At 55.0% G+C, this 18,906-nt stretch carries 16 protein-coding genes and 1 riboswitch; of the genes, 5 read left to right on the forward strand and 11 right to left on the reverse strand.

Going from position 1 to position 18,906, the window contains the following annotated elements:
* Window positions 1-64: 64 nt before the first annotated feature.
* Both araA and araB read right to left on the reverse strand, forming a co-directional pair.
* Window positions 65-1,567, reverse strand: coding sequence for an L-arabinose isomerase (gene araA, locus HVZ37_RS04295; protein ID WP_042997960.1), 1,503 nt, complete (start codon window positions 1,565-1,567; stop codon window positions 65-67).
* A gap of 10 nt (window positions 1,568-1,577) precedes the next feature.
* The gene (gene araB, locus HVZ37_RS04300; protein WP_181628133.1) at window positions 1,578-3,287 is read right to left on the reverse strand and encodes a ribulokinase; all 1,710 of its coding nucleotides are present in this window, start codon (window positions 3,285-3,287) and stop codon (window positions 1,578-1,580) included.
* 340 nt (window positions 3,288-3,627) lie between these two features.
* Here araB and araC point away from each other — a divergent pair, with 340 nt between their 5' ends.
* Entirely contained in the window at window positions 3,628-4,506 is an 879-nt protein-coding gene (gene araC, locus HVZ37_RS04305; RefSeq protein ID WP_181628134.1) for an arabinose operon transcriptional regulator AraC, read from the forward strand.
* 85 nt (window positions 4,507-4,591) lie between these two features.
* Complete coding sequence (locus HVZ37_RS04310; protein WP_042997957.1) at window positions 4,592-5,359, forward strand: DedA family protein; 768 nt, start codon at window positions 4,592-4,594, stop codon at window positions 5,357-5,359.
* Between the two features lie 40 nt (window positions 5,360-5,399).
* Here the strand turns inward: HVZ37_RS04310 and thiQ are convergent, their stop codons facing one another.
* From thiQ to sgrR, 4 genes are all read right to left on the reverse strand, one after another.
* Window positions 5,400-6,098, reverse strand: a complete 699-nt coding sequence (thiQ, locus tag HVZ37_RS04315) for a thiamine ABC transporter ATP-binding protein ThiQ (protein ID WP_044255522.1) — start codon at window positions 6,096-6,098, stop codon at window positions 5,400-5,402.
* Window positions 6,082-7,692, reverse strand: a complete 1,611-nt coding sequence (gene thiP / locus HVZ37_RS04320; RefSeq protein ID WP_042997955.1) for a thiamine/thiamine pyrophosphate ABC transporter permease ThiP — start codon at window positions 7,690-7,692, stop codon at window positions 6,082-6,084. Before thiP ends, thiQ begins: the two co-directional genes overlap by 17 nt.
* Window positions 7,668-8,651: a thiamine ABC transporter substrate binding subunit gene (thiB, locus tag HVZ37_RS04325; protein ID WP_044255518.1), complete on the reverse strand. Its 984-nt coding sequence runs from the start codon at window positions 8,649-8,651 to the stop codon at window positions 7,668-7,670. The genes thiP and thiB overlap by 25 nt, the downstream gene beginning before the upstream one ends.
* Before the next feature lie 32 nt (window positions 8,652-8,683).
* Window positions 8,684-8,903: riboswitch (TPP riboswitch) on the reverse strand.
* Between the two features lie 33 nt (window positions 8,904-8,936).
* Entirely contained in the window at window positions 8,937-10,592 is a 1,656-nt protein-coding gene (gene sgrR / locus HVZ37_RS04330; RefSeq protein ID WP_044255516.1) for an HTH-type transcriptional regulator SgrR, read from the reverse strand.
* 95 nt (window positions 10,593-10,687) lie between these two features.
* On the opposite strand from sgrR, the gene sgrT reads away from it, so the two are divergent.
* A complete protein-coding gene (gene sgrT, locus HVZ37_RS04335) occupies window positions 10,688-10,810 on the forward strand; it encodes a glucose uptake inhibitor SgrT (protein WP_042323887.1) in 123 nt (40 codons plus the stop codon).
* 109 nt (window positions 10,811-10,919) lie between these two features.
* Entirely contained in the window at window positions 10,920-12,098 is a 1,179-nt protein-coding gene (locus HVZ37_RS04340; RefSeq protein ID WP_181628135.1) for a sugar efflux transporter, read from the forward strand.
* A gap of 89 nt (window positions 12,099-12,187) precedes the next feature.
* On the opposite strand, the gene leuD is transcribed toward HVZ37_RS04340, so the two are convergent.
* The 5 genes from leuD to leuL all read right to left on the reverse strand — a co-directional run bounded on the left by leuD (window position 12,188) and on the right by leuL (window position 17,045).
* The gene (leuD, locus tag HVZ37_RS04345) at window positions 12,188-12,793 is read right to left on the reverse strand and encodes a 3-isopropylmalate dehydratase small subunit (RefSeq protein ID WP_044255511.1); all 606 of its coding nucleotides are present in this window, start codon (window positions 12,791-12,793) and stop codon (window positions 12,188-12,190) included.
* A gap of 10 nt (window positions 12,794-12,803) precedes the next feature.
* Complete coding sequence (gene leuC / locus HVZ37_RS04350) at window positions 12,804-14,204, reverse strand: 3-isopropylmalate dehydratase large subunit (protein WP_181628136.1); 1,401 nt, start codon at window positions 14,202-14,204, stop codon at window positions 12,804-12,806.
* A gap of 2 nt (window positions 14,205-14,206) precedes the next feature.
* Window positions 14,207-15,298, reverse strand: coding sequence for a 3-isopropylmalate dehydrogenase (gene leuB, locus HVZ37_RS04355; RefSeq protein WP_042997949.1), 1,092 nt, complete (start codon window positions 15,296-15,298; stop codon window positions 14,207-14,209).
* Window positions 15,298-16,869, reverse strand: a complete 1,572-nt coding sequence (leuA, locus tag HVZ37_RS04360) for a 2-isopropylmalate synthase (RefSeq protein WP_044255506.1) — start codon at window positions 16,867-16,869, stop codon at window positions 15,298-15,300. The genes leuB and leuA overlap by 1 nt, the downstream gene beginning before the upstream one ends.
* An 89-nt stretch (window positions 16,870-16,958) precedes the next feature.
* Window positions 16,959-17,045 (reverse strand): leu operon leader peptide, encoded by an 87-nt coding sequence (gene leuL / locus HVZ37_RS04365; RefSeq protein ID WP_181628459.1) that lies wholly within the window; start codon window positions 17,043-17,045, stop codon window positions 16,959-16,961.
* A gap of 658 nt (window positions 17,046-17,703) precedes the next feature.
* On the opposite strand from leuL, the gene leuO reads away from it, so the two are divergent.
* The gene (gene leuO, locus HVZ37_RS04370) at window positions 17,704-18,654 is read left to right on the forward strand and encodes a transcriptional regulator LeuO (protein WP_042997947.1); all 951 of its coding nucleotides are present in this window, start codon (window positions 17,704-17,706) and stop codon (window positions 18,652-18,654) included.
* Window positions 18,655-18,906: the final 252 nt, after the last annotated feature.

Here is an 18,906-nt window from a genome sequence, read left to right on the forward strand (position 1 = left end):
CGTTATCAGGCCTACACAGAGATGTAGGCCTGATTCAGCAAAGCGCCATCAGGCAACCATTTGCTTAACGTTTAAAGCCGTAATACATGTCGTTCCAGCGCAGCGCGTCCTTGAAGGCGGGCAGGCGGGTATCGTTATCAATCACGGTGATTTCGATATCGTGCATTTCGGCGAACTGACGCATGTCGTTGAGATCCAGCGCATGGCTGAAGACGGTATGGTGCGCGCCGCCGGCCAGGATCCACGCTTCAGACGCGGTCGGCAGGTCCGGTTGAGCTTTCCACAGCGCGTTGGCGACCGGCAGTTTCGGCAGCGCATGCGGGGTTTTCACGGTGTCGATGCAGTTGACCAGCAGACGATAGCGATCGCCTAGGTCGATCAGGCTGGCCACGATCGCCGGACCGGTCTGCGTATTGAAGATCAGACGGGCAGGATCGTCTTTACCGCCAATGCCGAGATGCTGAACATCAAGGATCGGTTTTTCGTCCACCGCGATCGACGGACACACTTCCAGCATGTGGGAGCCGAGCACCAGATCGTTGCCTTTCTCGAAGTGATAGGTGTAATCCTCCATAAAGGAGGTGCCGCCCTGCAGACCGGTTGACATCACTTTCATGATGCGAAGCAGAGCGGCAGTTTTCCAGTCGCCTTCGCCAGCAAAGCCATAGCCCTGCTGCATCAGGCGTTGTACGGCCAGACCCGGAAGCTGTTTCAGACCGTGCAAATCTTCAAAGGTGGTCGTGAAGGCGTGGAAGCCGCCCTGCTCCAGAAAGCGCTTCATACCCAGTTCAATACGCGCCGCTTCCAGCACGTTCTGGCGTTTTTCACCGTGAACCTGAGTGGCGGCGGTCAGGGTGTAGCTATTTTCGTATTCGTCAATCAGGGCATTGATGTCGCCGTCGCTGATGGAATTCACCACCTGCACCAGATCGCCCACTGCCCAGGTGTTGACCGAGAAGCCGAACTTGATCTGCGCGGCGACTTTATCGCCATCGGTAACCGCCACTTCACGCATGTTGTCGCCAAAGCGGCACACTTTCAGATGACGGGTATCCTGTTTCGACACCGCATGACGCATCCAGGAACCGATACGGGCATGAGCCTGTTGATCCTGCCAGTGACCGGTGACTACCGCATGTTGCTGGCGCATGCGTGCGCCGATAAAGCCGAACTCACGACCGCCGTGCGCAGTCTGGTTGAGGTTCATAAAGTCCATGTCGATGCTGTCCCACGGAAGGGCCGCATTGAACTGGGTGTGGAATTGCAGCAGCGGTTTATTGAGGATAGTCAGGCCGTTGATCCACATTTTGGCTGGAGAGAAGGTATGCAGCCAGACCACCAGACCCGCACAACGATCGTCATAGTTCGCGTCACGGCAAATGGCGGTGATTTCATCCGGTGTGGTCCCCAGTGGTTTTAACACCAGCTTGCAGGGTAGTTTCGCTTCGGTATTCAGCGCTTTGACGACGTGCTCCGCGTGCTGAGTAACCTGACGCAGCGTCTCAGGGCCGTACAAATGCTGGCTGCCAATTACAAACCACACTTCATAGTTATCAAAAATAGTCATTGTCGTGTCCTTAGTGAGTCAGGGTTGCCTGGTCAGCCGGCGCAGTATTAACCAGGGTGGCAGTCGGAAGATAATGTTGCTCAGCGCTTACCGCCCACTGCTGGTAGCGGCGATAAAGCTGTTCGAAACGTTGTGCCTGGTCGGGGCGAGGTTGCAGCGTGTTTTCCACCGCGCTGGCCATTTTCTGCTGCGCCGCAGGAATATCGGCATGCACCCCGGCAGCCACGGCGGCGAAGATGGCTGCGCCCAGCGCACAGCACTGATCGGAGGCGACGATTTGTAGCGGACGGTTCAGGACATCGCAGCAGGCCTGCATAATGACCTTGTTTTTCCTGGCGATGCCGCCCAGCGCCATGACGTTGTTAACCGCAATACCTTGTTCGGTAAAGCATTCCATAATGGCTCTTGCGCCAAAGGCGGTTGCGGCTATCAGACCGCCGAACAGCGCCGGGGCATCCGTGGCCAGATTCAGATCGGTCACCACCCCTTTCAGACGCTGGTTTGCGTTCGGCGTGCGGCGGCCGTTAAACCAGTCAAGCACCACCGGCAGGTGATCCAGCGATGGGTTTTTCGCCCAGGCGTCGGTCAGCGCGGGCAGTAGTTGTTTTTGGCTGGCGCTGATCTGCGCTTTCAGTTCCGGATGCTGCGCGGCGAGTTGCTCCAGCGGCCAGCCGAGAATGCGACCAAACCACGCGTAGATATCGCCAAAGGCAGACTGTCCGGCCTCCAGACCGATAAAACCGGGGACCACACTGCCATCGACTTGCCCACAAATGCCTTTCACGGCGCGCTCGCCGACGCTCTGTTTGTCCGCAATCAGGATGTCGCAGGTGGAGGTTCCAATGACTTTCACCAGCGCATTGGGCTGTGCGCCCGCGCCGACGGCACCCATGTGGCAGTCGAACGCGCCGCCAGAGATGACGACGTTCTCCGGCAGACCAAGGCGCTGCGCCCACTCGGCGCACAGCGTACCAACTGGCAGATCGGCAGTGAACGTGTCGGTGAACAGGGGGTATTGCAAATGCTGGTTAATCAGCGGATCGAGCTCGTCGAAGAAACTGGCAGGCGGCAGACCGCCCCAGCTTTCATGCCATAATGATTTGTGCCCGGCGCTGCAACGACCCCGGCGGATATCCTGCGGGCGCGTAGTACCAGAAAGGAGGGCTGGCACCCAGTCGCACAGCTCAACCCACGAGACGGCAGCCTGGGCAACTGCGCGGTCTTCGCGGGTGACATGAAGGATCTTGGCCCAGAACCATTCGCTGGAGTAAATGCCGCCGATGTAACGGGAGTAATCGACGTTGCCCGGCGTATGGCACAGACGGGTAATGGCTTCGGCTTCTTCCACTGACGTGTGGTCTTTCCACAGGACGAACATCGCGTTTGGGTTTTCCGCGAACTCTTCCCGGAGTGCCAGCACGTTGCCATCGGCGTCAATCGGCGCTGGCGTTGAGCCCGTACTGTCGACGCCAATCCCAACGACCTCGGCACGTTGCGCCGCGCTGAGTTCCGCCAATACGCTTTTCAGTGCGGCTTCCATCGACTCCATGTAGTCGCGGGGATGATGGCGGAACCGGTTGTTCGGGGCGTCACAAAAACGTCCTTCCTGCCAGCGCGGGTACCACTCAACGCTGGTGGCGATCTCTTCGCCGGTGGCGCATTCCACAGCCAGCGCGCGCACAGAATCACTGCCAAAATCGAGGCCAATTGCAATTGCCATCCTCTTGCTCCATCCAGAAATACGGGTATGGAGAAACAGTAGTGAGTGGGGATAAAAACCGTCAGGTAGGATCCGCTAATCTTATGGATTAAAATGCTATGGCATCGCAAAGTGTGACGCCGTGCAAATAATCAATGTGGACATTTCTGCTCTGGTTATAGACACTTTTGTTACCCGTTTTTGTGGCAGTCATCGTACTGAGTCGTGACATAATGCTTTTCACAAGCGGGGTTGATGGGTCCGCCCGTGATGGTGCGGCAACAAGGCAGGACGCAAACCATACTGTCCTGCGTAATATGGACAATTTGTTTCCTCACTGAACCTCGGGAGTCGTGAAATTATGGCTGAACCGCAAAATGACCCTCTCCTGCCAGGGTACTCGTTTAACGCGCATCTGGTCGCCGGTTTAACGCCGATAGACGCCAACGGATATCTGGATTTTTTTATCGACAGGCCGTTGGGGATGAAAGGCTATATCCTTAACCTCACGATTCGGGGGGAAGGGGTGATTAATAATCAGGGACGGGAGTTTGTCTGCCGACCCGGTGACATTTTGTTGTTCCCGCCGGGTGAAATTCATCACTACGGACGCCATCCGGATGCCAGCGAGTGGTATCACCAGTGGGTTTACTTTCGTCCCCGCGCCTACTGGCAGGAGTGGCTCACCTGGCCGTCCATTTTTGCGCAGACCGGTTTTTTCCGTCCGGACGAAGCGCATCAGCCGCACTTTAATGAGCTATTCGGCCAGATTATCCACGCCGGACAGGGGGAAGGGCGCTACTCTGAACTGCTGGCGATCAACCTGCTGGAGCAGTTACTGCTGAGGCGCATGGAGGCGATCAACGCTTCGCTGCATCCGCCGATGGATAACCGCGTGCGCGATGCCTGTCAGTACATCAGCGATCATCTGGCGGACAGCCACTTCGATATTGCCAGCGTTGCTCAGCATGTCTGCCTGTCGCCATCGCGCCTGTCGCACCTGTTCCGTCAACAGTTGGGTATCAGCGTGTTGAGCTGGCGTGAGGATCAGCGGATCAGCCAGGCGAAGCTGCTGCTCAGTACAACACGCATGCCGATTGCTACCGTTGGACGCAATGTCGGGTTCGACGACCAGCTCTATTTCTCCCGCGTCTTTAAAAAATGTACTGGTGCCAGTCCGAGCGAGTTCCGTGCCGGTTGTGAAGAAAAAGTGAATGATGTGCCCGTGAAGATGTCATAACCTGTAACTATTCAGATGATTGGTCGCTTGACGTCGCAGGGGTGGGTTTGCAGAATCCCTGTTTCGTAAAACTGACGGACGCATTATGCAAGCATTGCTGGAACACTTTATTCTCCAGTCCGCCATGTACGCTTTGATTGCTGTGGCGCTGGTGGCCTTCCTGGAATCGCTGGCGCTGGTGGGGTTGATTTTACCGGGAACGGTATTGATGGCCGGGCTGGGCGCCCTGATAGGCAGCGGGGAACTCAACTTCTGGCATGCATGGCTGGCGGGAATTATCGGCTGTCTGCTTGGCGACTGGATCTCGTTCTGGCTGGGCTGGCGTTTCAAAAAACCGCTGCACCGCTGGTCGTTCATGAAAAAGAACAAAGCGCTGCTCGATAAAACCGAGCACGCACTGCATCAGCACAGTATGTTCACGATTCTGGTGGGACGCTTTGTTGGCCCAACGCGCCCGCTGGTGCCGATGGTCGCCGGAATGCTCGATCTGCCGGTGGCGAAATTCATCACGCCCAACATTATTGGCTGCCTGCTCTGGCCGCCATTTTATTTTCTGCCGGGGATTCTGGCTGGTGCGGCAATTGATATTCCGGCGGGTATGCAAAGTGGCGAGTTTAAGTGGCTGCTGCTGGCGACAGCCATCCTGCTGTGGTTCGGTGGCTGGCTGTGCTGGCGCCTGTGGCGTAGTGGAAAAGCCGCGACGGATCGCTTAACGCATTACCTGCCAAAAAGACGTCTGCTCTGGCTGGCGCCGATCGTGCTGGGGATGGGGATTGTTGCGCTGGTGACGTTGCTTCGCCACCCGCTGATGCCGATGTATCTCGATATTCTGCAAAAAGTGGTGGGTTACTGATATTCCTGCCGGATAAGCGTAAGCGCCATCCGGTAATCCATTATTTTTTAATCCCCAACAGCGCTGAGGCGCTGGCTTTACCGCTCAGCAATTCATCCGTTTCGCCCTGCCACGCGATGCGACCGTCGGCCACGACGACAGAGCGCGGGGCAATGCGCGCCGCATCTTCGACACTGTGCGACACCATCAGTAGCGTCAGTTGCCGGGCATGGCAGATATCGCTTACCAGGGTCAGCATCTCCTGACGTAGCGCGGGATCGAGGGCTGAAAAGGGCTCGTCAAGCAGCAGGATCGGCTGTTCGCGCACCAGACAGCGCGCCAGTGCCACACGCTGGCGTTGACCGCCGGAAAGCTCTCCGGGCAGGCGGGCCATCAGCGTCTCGATCCCCATTTGTTGCGCGATATGCAGGCGCTTCTCTTTCTGTTCGGCGCTTAATTTCAGTCCTGGATCCAACCCCAGACCGATGTTTTGCTCAACGTTTAGATGGCTGAACAGATTGTTCTCCTGAAACAACATCGAAACCGGGCGACGTGATGGCGGCGTGGTGGTGTGGTCTTCCCCTTCGATCAACAGGGTGCCGCGGGCAGGCGTGAGAAAACCGGCAATCAGACTCAGTAACGTACTTTTCCCTGCGCCGCTTGGCCCCAGAATCGCCACCTGTTCACCGCGCGCCACGGACAGCGTAAAGCGCATGGGCAAATGGTGGTAGAGCCAGGTGATATCAGTCAGTCTTAACATTTCGCCCCGGTAACGTCTCAATAACGGTAAATAAAATAAAGCACAGGATCAGCAATAAGAGCGCAGTGACGGCACCGTCCTGACTGCGGTAAGAGCCAATTTGCTGATACAGATAAAACGGCAGGGTGCGGAAATCATCGTTGCCGAACAGCGCCACCACGCCAAAATCGCCGATAGACAGCACACAGGCAAAGGCCAGCGCCTGCGCCAGCGGACGCTTCAATGCCCGCAGTTCTACCACTTTTAGCCGCTGCCAGCCTTCAATCCCCAGCGACTGACACAGCATGGTGTAGCGGGCGGTAATATCGCGCATCGGGTTTTCCAGCACTTTCAGCGCGTAGGGAATGGCCATCAGCGCATTGGTGAAAATCACGATGCCGTCAGCGGACTCCGGCAGGCCGATGCTGTTGTTGAGCAACAGGAAGAAGCCGGTGGCCAGCACGATGCCTGGCATCGCCAGAATAAGCATCCCGCTTAGCTCAAGCGCTTGTCCTGCCAACAACTGCTGACGGGCGCGCAGTTCGCGGCTGCTCCACAGCAGCATCATCGTCAGGATCACGCACAGCAGACCCGCTGCCAGCGCAATACGCAGCGAAGTCCACACCGCCTGCCACAAAATGGGCTGCGCGAGCACGTCCAGCAGATGGCGATTCACCCCGTCGACCATCACCGCCAACAACGGTGGAAGCAACAGCAGCAGCGCGAGGACGATCAGCAGGGCATCGGTTAAACGGCTGTGCAGCCGATCGTCCGGATCGCGCCATCCCTGAACCAGGGTTGTGCCGGGAGCAATAGCTTTACTCAATCGTTGACTGAGGAGCACCAGCGCCAGACAGCACACCATCTGGATCAGCGCCAGCATGGCGGCACGGGCAGGATCGTAGTCGAAATTCAGCGCCTGATAAATCGCCAGCTCAATGGTGGTCGCCTGCGGCCCGCCGCCCAGCGACAGCACGGTGGCGAAACTGGCAAAACAGAGCATAAAAATCAGCGCAGCGACCGGTGGGATTTGGCGACGCAGCCATGGCCACTCGACAAAGCGGAAGAACTGCCAGCCGCGGATACCCAGTTGGGCGGCAAGCTGACGCTGCTCGCCAGGGATATTCTCCAGTGACTGCAACAACAGACGGCTTGCCATCGGCAGATTAAAAAAGATGTGAGCCAGCAGGATGCCCTGCAACCCGTAAGGCGAGAAGGTCCACTCCAGTCCAAGCACGTGCCAGAGCGAAGCCAGCCACCCCTGGCGTCCATAGACGCTGAGAATACCAAACACCGCAACCAGCACCGGGAGGATCAGCGTCATGGCGCACAGGCGCAGCAGGGCCAGACGCCCCGGAAAACGGCGTCGGTACAGTGCACGGGCAAGGAAGATGGCTGGAACAACAGAAAGCACCGCCGACAGGAAGGCCTGCCAGAAGGAAAAACGCACCACGTGCCACAGGTAGCTGTCCTGCCACAGCGAGGACCACGCCGCCTGCGGCGCGTTGAACCACAATGCCAGAAATGCGGCCAGCGCCACCGTCACCATCAACGTGGCGGCACAAAGGCCTGGGATCAGCCAGCCGGCAATTAACGGCTGACGGCGCGTTGCCATTCGCTAATCCATGCCTGGCGTTGTGCTGCCACTTCCGCTGACGTGAATTCCAGGGTCGTTGCGGGTTGAGTCAGTTGTTCGAATCCGGCAGGCAGGGTGACATTTGCCACCGGATACATCCAGTTGCCGGTCGGGATAGCATTCTGGAACGCGGGTGACACCATGAATTTGAGGAACTTTTCTGCCAGCTCAGGCTGCTTACTGGCTGCAGTACGCGCGGCGACCTCCACCTGCAGGTAATGGCCTTCGCTAAAGTTGGCCGCCACGTAGTTCTCTTTTTTCTCTTCGATGATGTGATACGCCGGAGAGGTGGTGTAGCTCAGCACCAGATCGCTTTCACCTTTCAGGAACAGGCCATAAGCTTCGCTCCAGCCTTTGGTGACAGTGACGGTTTTGGCCGCCAGCTTCTGCCACGCTTGCGGCGTTTTATCGCCATACACTTTCTGCATCCACAGCATCAGCCCAAGTCCTGGCGTACTGGTGCGCGGATCCTGATAAATCACCCGCCATTTTTGATCGCTCTCGACCAGCTCCTTCAGGCTTTTCGGTGGGTTTTTCAGTTTGTTTTTGTCATATACGAAAGCGAAGTAGCCGTAATCAAACGGGACGAAGGTGTCATTCTTCCAGCCGCCTGGGACATTGACCGCCTCGCTGGCGACACCGCTTTTCGTGAACAATTGGGTTTGCGTCGCCGCTTCAAGCAGGTTGTTATCCAGTCCCAGCACCACGTCGGCCTTGCTGTTTTTCCCTTCCATTCGCAGGCGATTAAGTAACGACACGCCATCTTCCAGCGCCACCAGCTTCAGTTCACAGTTGCAGTCGGCTTCAAAGGCTTTTTTCACCGCCGGGCCAGGGCCCCAGTCAGCGGCGAACGAGTCGTAGGTGTAGACGGTGAGAACCGGTTTTGCGAAGGCAGGCGCTGCGCACAGGAGTAAAAGGGGAAGACATTTTTTCAACACTTTGCACCTCAAAAGATGGGTGGCAAAGGATTTTGAGCAGTAGCCTCAAATCCCTTCGCCGGCGTTATCCGGATCAGGTTCGACGGGTATTATCTCAGCCCATACGCTTCATCATTCAAGCAGCCTCTGTGTTGGCTGCGTCCGCTCACCCCAGTCACATAGTGTTCTATGCTCCTTGGGATTCACTCGCTTGCCGCCTTGCTGCAGCTTGAATGATTTTGTGTATGTTTATTAGCACCCCGTTGAGAACGGCGTTAGTGTAGTGATTTTGCCGCGTTGCGGCAATCATGGATCCGGCGGCGCAAACCACGCGGATTTAAAGTCGAACCAGCCGAGGGTGTTCATGCGCAGGCCGCGCATACTGCGCTGGCCCTGAATAATCAGCCAGTGGTGGATCAGCGGGACAATGGCTTTGCTGGCAAGCAATTGCTGACACCACATGGCCAGATTCATTTCGCCGGTGCGCCAGCGCGCGGCGTCGGCTTCCCAGTCCAGCGGAATGCAGTGCTGTAACAGCGGGACTTCACACAGATGCGCGAACAAAGAGAAGTCGAGCGGTAGGGTGAAGTTGGCGCTGTTAAGCCAGATGTCGCTTTCAATTTCCCCGGCATGCCATTGATCGTAGTCGATCTCCTGAATCTCTAGCTTCACCTGATGTTCAGCCAGAAGCTGACTCATGATCTGTGCAATCACCTGGTGTTCGATGTGTTCGTGATAATAGGTCAGCGTGAGCGTCTCCAGCCCGGCAGGTTTCTCGCCGTGACCCGGTCGCGCGTGATGCCAGCGGGGCAGTAAGCCATAGGCCGGGAACCAGTGACGTTGATACTGTTCATCGGCATAGTAAAGCAGGTTACTTGGTGACAGTACGCGACTGACCCACTCCCGAACCTCCTGATTGGCGCCGCGATGGGTGCGGGCGTCGAACAACAGATAATAGCATCCCTCTTCCAGGCGGCTTTCGATAGCCTTCTCATCTTCCGTGGGACCTTTCAGCGTCAGGCCGCCGTTTGGCTCGTCGCCTATATCCGGCAGAACCCAGACGTTCACTTCATCAATCAGGGCCCGATAACCGAAGAAATCATCAAATGCATGAATTTTCAGCTGATTACGAGTATTCCGTATCACCGCGTATGGGCCGGTGCCAATCGGATGGCTGGAAAAATTGCTCAGGGTTTCCCATTCGCGCGGCAGGATCATCGCCGGGACCTGGCCCAGCAGCCACGGGAGCCAGCGATCGGGTTGCGAAAGATGAATGTCCAGCGTCCAGGGCGTGGGTGAAACGATCTCGCTGATGTGCGAATAGAGCGGTAAGACGTTAATGCGTGTCAGTGACGACACCACATCGTCCATTTCCAGTTCACGACCGTGGTGAAAATGGATCCCCGGACGCAGGAAAAAGCGCCAGTGCAGGGGGGAGATTTGCTGCCAGTGGTGGGCTATGTCGGCTTCCAGTTCCCCATTTTCCTCATTTACGCGGGTCAGGGCGCTGAAGATTTGGCGGGCAATGTGGGTTTCTGAGCGACGCAGTGCGCTGCCGGGCAGCAGATTTTGCATTGGACGATAGTAAAGTACGCGCAGGATGTGACGGCCCTGACGGAAGCTGCGGCCCAGATGGGAAACCAGCATCTGCCGCACGGCCGTTTTGTCGCCGACCAGTTGCACCAGTTGATCGATGCGATCCTGCTCCAGCAGATCTTCCGCGCGCTGTTGCTGGAGCGCCAGTCCGGTATACAGGAAGGTTAAGCGTGAACGTTTTCCGCGTCCCACTTCCGCCTCCCACGTCAGCCAGCCGCGCTCCTGCATGGTATTGAGCAGCGTGCGCATATGACGGCGCGAGCAGCTCAGCAGATCCGCCAGTTCGTTGAGCGTGGTGTCCTGTGTTTTGCCGTCGCAGCATTGCCACAAGCGGATGAACTGTTGTTGCAGACGGCCAGAAGACATAAAAGGGGAACTCCTGCGGAAAACTCAGCAATTTTATTATCCCTATATTAGGCCAATAATACATTCCGATGAAGCACTATGACGGGGTCATCTATATGCGCCAGTTTTATCAGAAGTACTTTGCCGCGACAGAAGGGTTGTCCTGGTTGGCTTGCCTGAGCGCGCCGCAGCGCTTAAAGATGCTGGAAGAACTGATGCAGTGGGAGGTGACAGCCTGACCCTGGAGTAGCAGACATCATGTGTGACTGAGTATTGGTGTTAATCACCGCGCCAGCAGGTATTATCTGCTGGCTTTTTTCGTTTCGGCTGCGCTGACTAAGGAAAGATATGCTCTGGTTAATGACGATGGGACGACGTCTCAACGGTGTTTACGCGGCGTTTATGCTCGTCGCATTTATGATGGGCGTGGCGGGGGCGCTACAGGCGCCGACGCTGAGCCTGTTTCTCAGTCGCGAGGTCGGGGCGCAGCCGTTCTGGGTGGGGCTGTTTTACACCGTTAACGCCATCGCCGGGATTGGCGTAAGTCTTGCGCTGGCAAAACGCTCGGACAGCCAGGGAGACCGGCGCAAGCTGATTCTGTTTTGTTGCCTGATGGCCATCGGTAATGCGCTGCTGTTTGCCTTTAATCGCCACTACCTGACGCTGATCACCTGCGGCGTACTGCTGGCGTCGCTGGCAAATACCGCGATGCCGCAATTGTTCGCGCTGGCGCGGGAATATGCCGACAGCTCGGCGCGAGAAGTGGTGATGTTCAGCTCTGTGATGCGTGCGCAGCTTTCACTGGCGTGGGTGATTGGTCCGCCGATGGCCTTTATGCTGGCGCTGAATTACGGTTTTACCGTGATGTTTTCGATTGCCGCCGCGATTTTTGTGCTCAGTTTCATCCTGATTGCCTTTATGCTGCCGTCTGTCGCCCGCGTTGAACAACCGGCGGATGCGCCGGTGATCCAGACTGGTGGCTGGCAGGATAAAAACGTACGCATGTTGTTTATCGCTTCCACGCTGATGTGGACCTGCAACACCATGTATATCATCGATATGCCGCTATGGATTAGCGCGGAGCTTGGACTGCCGGATAAGCTTGCCGGGATCCTGATGGGCACCGCCGCAGGACTGGAAATTCCGATCATGATCCTTGCCGGCTTTTACGTAAAACGCTTCGGTAAGCGCCGGATGATGCTTATTGCCGTCACCGCGGGCGTGCTGTTTTATCTCGGGCTGATTTTCTTCCACAGCCATCAGGCGCTGCTGATATTGCAACTGTTTAATGCGGCGTTTATCGGGATCATTGCCGGTATTGGCATGCTCTGGTTTCAGGATCTGATGCCGGGCAGGGCCGGATCGGCGACGACGCTATTTACCAACAGTATTTCGACCGGCGTAATTCTGGCGGGGGTGATCCAGGGCGCGGTTGCTCAGAGCTATGGTCACTTCGCAGTATACTGGGTGATTGCGGCGATTTCGTTGGTTACGCTGGTGATGACCGGGCGGGTGAAAGACGTTTGATTTATGGATTGCCAGATGGTGGCTAACGCCTTATCCGACCTACAGAAATCCGTAGGCCGGATAAGCGCAGTGCTTCCGGCATGGCGGGCTTAGCGCATAAACGCCGGTTGTTTCTCTTCGTAGGCGGCGATCGCGTCTTCGTGTTGCAGCGTCAACCCGATGCTGTCCAGACCGTTCAGCATGCAGTGGCGGCGGAAGGCGTCGATGTTAAAGTGATACGTTTTCTCGCCTGCTTTCACGACCTGCGCTTCCAGATCCACTTCGAAGTGAATACCCGGATTCGCCTGTACCAGCGTAAACAACTCGTCGACTTCTTCATCACTTAACTTCACGGGCAGCAACTGGTTGTTAAAGCTGTTACCGTAGAAGATGTCCGCGAAGCTCGGCGCAATCACCACTTTGAAGCCGTAATCCGTCAACGCCCACGGCGCGTGCTCACGAGAAGAGCCGCAGCCGAAGTTTTCACGCGCCAGCAGAATCGAGGCGCCCTGGTATTCAGGGAAGTTCAGGACGAACTCCGGATTCGGCTGCTGACCTTTTTCATCCAGAAAACGCCAGTCATTGAACAGGTGCGCGCCAAAACCGGTGCGGGTAACCTTCTGCAAAAACTGCTTAGGAATGATGGCGTCAGTATCGACGTTGGCGGCATCCAGCGGGACAACCAGGCCGTTATGTTGGGTAAATTTCTCTGCCATGGGAGTCTCCTTATTTGATGCTGCGAATGTCGGCAAAATGACCGGTAACGGCGGCAGCCGCGGCCATCGCCGGGCTGACCAGATGGGTACGCCCACCGCGGCCCTGACGCCCTTCAAAGTTACGGTTGCTGGTTGACGCGCAGCGTTCGCCCGGATTCAGGCGATCGTTATTCATCGCCAGACACATGGAGCACCCCGGCAGACGCCATTCGAATCCGGCTTCGATAAAGATCTTATCTAACCCTTCCGCTTCTGCCTGCGCTTTGACCGGACCGGATCCTGGAACCACCAGCGCCTGGACGCCCGGCGCGACTTTACGACCTTTGGCGACCTCTGCGGCGGCGCGCAAATCTTCAATACGCGAGTTAGTGCACGAGCCGATGAACACTTTATCGATCGTCACTTCCGTTAACGGCACACCCGGTTTCAGGCCCATATAGGCCAGCGCTTTTTCAGCACTGGCGCGCTCAACCGGATCGGTAAACGACGCTGGATCGGGAATGTTGTCCGTCACGGAGATCACCTGGCCCGGGTTGGTTCCCCAGGTCACCTGAGGAGCAATCTCTTCAGCCTGTAAGGTGACAGCCGTATCAAAGCGTGCGTCGGCGTCGGTTTGCAACGTTTTCCAGTACGCGACTGCGTCATCAAAATCTTTACCTTTCGGCGCGTGCAGACGACCTTTGACGTAGTTAAAGGTGGTTTCATCCGGGGCGACTAATCCGGCTTTGGCACCCATTTCAATCGCCATGTTGCACAGGGTCATGCGGCCTTCCATGCTCAGGGCTCGGATGGCATCGCCACAAAACTCAACGACATGACCGGTACCGCCGGCGCTACCGGTTTTACCGATAATCGCCAGTACGATGTCTTTGGCGGTGATTCCCGGCGCTGCGGTGCCTTTGACTTCAATCTTCATGGTTTTGGCGCGGCCCTGCTTCAGGGTCTGGGTTGCCAGCACGTGCTCGACTTCGGAGGTGCCGATACCGAACGCCAGCGCGCCAAAGGCGCCGTGGGTCGCGGTATGCGAGTCGCCGCAGACGATGGTCATTCCCGGCAGGGTGACGCCTTGTTCGGGCCCCATCACGTGAACGATGCCCTGATACGGGTGGTTCAGATCGTACAGCTCAACGCCAAATTCGTTACAGTTCTTAATCAGTTCCTGCATCTGGATACGCGCCATCTCGCCGGACGCATTGATATCTTTGGTCTGCGTGGAGACGTTGTGATCCATCGTGGCAAAGGTTTTACCCGGCTGGCGAACCGGGCGACCATGCGCACGCAGGCCGTCGAACGCCTGCGGAGAGGTCACTTCATGCACCAGATGTCGGTCGATATACAGCAGCGGGGTTTCGTTTTGCGCTTCATAGACGACGTGCGCATCAAACAATTTTTCGTATAACGTTTTAGCCATGATTACACCCCTTGTGCGACATAACGAGCAATGATGTCGCCCATCTCATCGGTACCGACGGCAGCCGCGCCACGGGCTAAATCACCGGTGCGGATACCTTCTTCTAATGCGCGGTTAACCGCACGTTCAATGGCGGATGCCGCGTCATCGGCATCCAGGCTGTAGCGCAGCAGCAGCGCCAGCGACAAAATTTGCGCAATCGGGTTAGCAATATTCTTGCCGGCAATATCTGGTGCGGAGCCGCCCGCCGGTTCATACAAACCAAAACCCTGCTCGTTCAGACTGGCGGAGGGCAACATCCCCATCGAGCCGGTGATCATCGCGCATTCATCAGACAGAATGTCGCCAAACAGGTTGGAGCACAGCAGCACGTCAAACTGGGACGGGTCTTTAATCAACTGCATGGTGGCGTTGTCGATGTACATGTGCGCCAGCTCAACGTCCGGATATTCTTTGGCAATTTCATTGACGATTTCGCGCCACAAAATAGACGTTTGCAGAACGTTAGCTTTGTCGATGGAGGTCACTTTACGGCGGCGTTTACGCGCAGATTCAAACGCAATGCGCGCGATACGTTCAATTTCAAAGCGGTGATAGACCTCGGTATCGAACGCTTTTTCATGCTGGCCGCTGCCTTCGCGACCTTTTGGCTGACCGAAGTAGATCCCGCCGGTCAGTTCACGGACGCACAAAATGTCGAAGCCATTCGCGGCGATGTCGGCGCGCAGAGGGCAGAATGCTTCCAGTCCCTGATACAGTTTTGCCGGACGCAGGTTGCTGAACAGTTTGAAGTGCTTGCGCAGCGGCAGCAGCGCGCCGCGTTCCGGCTGGCTGTCCGGCGGCAGATGTTCCCATTTCGGGCCGCCGACGGAGCCAAACAGAACGGCATCGGCCTGTTCGCAGCCTTCCACCGTCGCCTTCGGCAGCGGTTGACCGTGGTTGTCGATCGCCGCGCCGCCGACATCATAATGGCTGGTGGTAATGCGCATCTCAAAACGATGGCGAATAGCGTCCAGGACTTTCAGGGCTTGCGTCATCACTTCCGGACCAATACCGTCGCCCGGCAAAACAGCAATATGGTAATTCTTCGACATCACACGGTTTCCTTGTTGTTCTCGTTGTTCTGAGCTTTACGTTGCAACTCTTTTTCGACTTCTGCCGCACGCCAGATGTTGTTCAGCACGTGCACCATCGCTTTCGCGGAAGATTCAACAATGTCTGTCGCCAGACCGACGCCGTGGAAACGACGTCCGTTATAGTTGGCGACGATATCGACCTGACCCAGTGCGTCTTTGCCATGTCCTTTGGCGGACAGGCTATATTTCACCAGTTCAATGTCGTAATCGGTAATGCGGTTGATCGCCTGGTAAATGGCATCGACCGGGCCGTTACCGTTAGCCGCTTCGGCTTTTACGTCACTGCCGCAGGCCAGCTTGACGGAGGCAGTGGCGATATCGTTAGAGCCAGACTGGACGCTGAAATAATCCAGGCGGAAGTGCTCAGGCTCTTCCTGTTGCTTACCAATAAACGCCAGCGCTTCCAGATCGTAATCAAACACCTGACCTTTCTTGTCGGCCAGCTTCAGGAAAGCGTCGTACAGATTGTCCAGGCTGTATTCACTCTCTTTATAACCCATCTCATCCATACGGTGTTTTACCGCTGCGCGCCCGGAACGGGAGGTCAGATTCAACTGCACCTGATTCAGACCGATGGATTCCGGCGTCATGATTTCGTAGTTTTCACGGTTCTTCAGCACGCCGTCCTGGTGGATCCCTGAGGAGTGGGCAAACGCACCGCTGCCGACAATCGCTTTGTTCGCCGGGATCGGCATGTTGCAGATCTGGCTGACCAACTGACTGGTACGCCAGATCTCCTGATGGTTAATGCGAGTGTTGACGTTCAGGATATCCTGGCGAACTTTAATCGCCATGATCACCTCTTCCAGCGAACAGTTACCGGCACGCTCGCCAATGCCGTTCATCGCGCCTTCTACCTGACGGGCGCCAGCGTGAACCGCAGCCAGCGCGTTGCCGACGCCCAGACCTAAGTCGTCATGGGTATGGACGGAAATGATCGCTTTATCGATGTTTGGTACGCGCTCATACAGACCGGAGATAATGCCCGCAAACTCGAAGGGCATGGTGTAGCCGACGGTGTCCGGAATGTTGATGGTTTTAGCACCAGCATTAATGGCGGCTTCCACAACGCGGGCCAGATCGGCGATCGGCGTACGGCCAGCATCTTCACAAGAGAATTCTACATCGTCGGTGTAATTACGTGCGCGTTTCACCATATAGACCGCGCGCTCAATCACCTCGTCCAGCGTGCTGCGCAGTTTAGTAGCGATATGCATCGGTGAGGTGGCGATAAAGGTATGAATACGGAAGGCTTCAGCAACCTTCAGCGACTCAGCCGCGACGTCGATATCTTTTTCCACACAGCGGGCTAATGCGCAAACCCGGCTGTTCTTGACCTGACGAGCGATAGTTTGTACGGATTCGAAGTCGCCGGGAGAGGAGACCGGAAAGCCGACTTCCATCACGTCAACACCCATACGCTCAAGGGCCAGCGCAATCTGCAGCTTCTCTTTCACACTCAGGCTTGCCTGTAACGCCTGTTCACCGTCGCGTAAAGTGGTATCGAAAATAATGACTTGCTGGCTCATGTTTTAGGTCCTTAGTCTTTAGGGCGCCTTGCTTCGAGCATAAAAAAACCCGCGCAACGGCGCGGGTTTTTTATCTTACTGGATACGACTTAACGCTGAATGCCGCTCACCAGTCTACCGCGCAACGAAGATGCGTTTAGTAGTAGTAGACCGTTAAAGCGAGCGATACGAATCATTAAATCAACTCCAGGCGAATGCGATATGCTTTTAGTGGTACTGGATACGATGACTGATGTCAACCCCACCGCTGAAAACACCGCCCCAGTCAGAAGAAAAGGGAGGGGCTGATTTAGCTAATTGTGCTGAACTCTTTCTGTTATTGCCGATGAAAAAACGGCGGAGGGCTTACACTTTTCATCGTTTGACATATTTAAGCACGCTTTTTTTCAAATGCTGTCACGGCAGTCTGATAAGTCACGAACGCAATAAATTAGTTATCCATATGATTTTGAAGATTTTATGGTAATTAATAATAAATTAATAATGGGGGTGAATATGGCAATTGATAAGCTAATGTTAAGAATTAACGCGTGAGTAATATAAAAATTTAATTGAATGCCAGCATTTTATTCATAAAGCTCATGATTGTTTATTGGCGTCGCTTATGTTTATATTGCCCCCGTCATTGAAATTTATGATTTATCGTGCGGGGAAGGATTCCACATCGTGCTGATGCGGGGTTTTTACGGCGATCTTCCCGCACCTTTATGTTTTCCGAAATTTTATCTCTGCCCTTTTTCTTATTTTATATGCATGGTAAATCATATTTTCCGAGATTATTTCTCTGCATTCCGGCAAGCAAAAAGGGAGTTAAGCGTGACAGTGGAGTTAAGTATGCCAGAAGTAACCGTTGATAAACCTAATCCCCATCATTTAGAGATGGATAAACCGCAACTTCGTATGGTTGATCTTAATCTATTGACTGTATTTGATGCGGTAATGCAGGAGCAGAATATTACCCGTGCCGCGCATGCTCTCGGCATGTCGCAGCCAGCCGTAAGTAACGCCGTGGCGCGTCTTAAAGTGATGTTTAATGACGAACTTTTTGTGCGCTACGGTCGCGGTATTCAACCCACCGCGCGGGCCTTCCAGCTTTTCGGTTCCGTCCGCCAGGCGCTGCAATTAGTGCAGAATGAATTGCCCGGTTCAGGATTTGAACCTGGCAGCAGTGAGCGCGTGTTTCATCTTTGCGTTTGCAGTCCGCTGGATAATATTCTGACCTCTTTAATTTATAATCGTATTGAAAAAATCGCCCCTAATATTCATGTTGTATTTAAGTCCTCTTTAAATAAGGATACTGAACACCAATTACGTTATCAGGAAACTGAGTTCGTTATTAGTTATGAAGAATTCCGTCGTCCTGAATTTACAAGTATTCCATTGTTTAATGACGAAATGGTGCTGGTCGCCAGTCGTAAGCATCCACGCATTAACGGACCATTGGTGGAAAGCGATGTTTATAATGAACAGCATGCGGTCGTTTCACTTGACCGTTTTGACTCGTTTAGTCGGCCCTGGTATGACTCAGTTGATTCGCAATCGTGTGTAGCCTATCAGGGGATGGCATTAATCAGTGTGCTTAATGTTGTTTCGCAAACGCATCTGGTGGCTATTGCCCCTCGCTGGTTAGCTGAAGAGTTTGCACCCTCTCTGGATCTACAAATATTACCGTTACCTTTAAAATTGAATAGCAGAACTTGTTATCTGTCATGGCATGAAGCTGCGGGTCGGGACAAAGGGCACCAATGGATGGAAGAACTGTTAGCTTCCGTCTGCAAGCGTTAGGCATGAATGAGATAAACCGGGTGCAGACATCCGGTTTATCCTGTCTGTTTTTTATTTATTGGCATTTTATTCTGAATTGAGTCTGGCCTATCTTTCTTTCATTCGCGAAAAAATTGATGATTCGCTGTATGCGCGCATTTTCAACCGATTAATTCTCATTACCTGAGAAAAATTTAGTTTAATTCACCGTTTCTTCGTCGCTTACCTCTCTTTTATGCTTATTTTCCGGCGTCTTTCCCCCTTTCTCTGAAT

The organism is Citrobacter sp. RHB35-C17, assembly GCF_013816795.1.
Taxonomy (GTDB): domain Bacteria; phylum Pseudomonadota; class Gammaproteobacteria; order Enterobacterales; family Enterobacteriaceae; genus Citrobacter_A; species Citrobacter_A amalonaticus.

What these genes read in the sequence shown, in the direction of transcription:
- araA (WP_042997960.1), bottom strand. Translation starts at nt 1,567, where the DNA reads ATGACTATTTTTGATAACTATGAAGTGTGGTTTGTAATTGGCAGCCAG.
- araB (WP_181628133.1), bottom strand. Translation starts at nt 3,287, where the DNA reads ATGGCAATTGCAATTGGCCTCGATTTTGGCAGTGATTCTGTGCGCGCG.
- araC (WP_181628134.1), top strand. Translation starts at nt 3,628, where the DNA reads ATGGCTGAACCGCAAAATGACCCTCTCCTGCCAGGGTACTCGTTTAAC.
- HVZ37_RS04310 (WP_042997957.1), top strand. Translation starts at nt 4,592, where the DNA reads ATGCAAGCATTGCTGGAACACTTTATTCTCCAGTCCGCCATGTACGCT.
- thiQ (WP_044255522.1), bottom strand. Translation starts at nt 6,098, where the DNA reads ATGTTAAGACTGACTGATATCACCTGGCTCTACCACCATTTGCCCATG.
- thiP (WP_042997955.1), bottom strand. Translation starts at nt 7,692, where the DNA reads ATGGCAACGCGCCGTCAGCCGTTAATTGCCGGCTGGCTGATCCCAGGC.
- sgrR (WP_044255516.1), bottom strand. Translation starts at nt 10,592, where the DNA reads ATGTCTTCTGGCCGTCTGCAACAACAGTTCATCCGCTTGTGGCAATGC.
- sgrT (WP_042323887.1), top strand. Translation starts at nt 10,688, where the DNA reads ATGCGCCAGTTTTATCAGAAGTACTTTGCCGCGACAGAAGGGTTGTCC.
- HVZ37_RS04340 (WP_181628135.1), top strand. Translation starts at nt 10,920, where the DNA reads ATGCTCTGGTTAATGACGATGGGACGACGTCTCAACGGTGTTTACGCG.
- leuD (WP_044255511.1), bottom strand. Translation starts at nt 12,793, where the DNA reads ATGGCAGAGAAATTTACCCAACATAACGGCCTGGTTGTCCCGCTGGAT.
- leuC (WP_181628136.1), bottom strand. Translation starts at nt 14,204, where the DNA reads ATGGCTAAAACGTTATACGAAAAATTGTTTGATGCGCACGTCGTCTAT.
- leuB (WP_042997949.1), bottom strand. Translation starts at nt 15,298, where the DNA reads ATGTCGAAGAATTACCATATTGCTGTTTTGCCGGGCGACGGTATTGGT.
- leuA (WP_044255506.1), bottom strand. Translation starts at nt 16,869, where the DNA reads ATGAGCCAGCAAGTCATTATTTTCGATACCACTTTACGCGACGGTGAA.
- leuL (WP_181628459.1), bottom strand. Translation starts at nt 17,045, where the DNA reads ATGATTCGTATCGCTCGCTTTAACGGTCTACTACTACTAAACGCATCT.
- leuO (WP_042997947.1), top strand. Translation starts at nt 17,704, where the DNA reads ATGCCAGAAGTAACCGTTGATAAACCTAATCCCCATCATTTAGAGATG.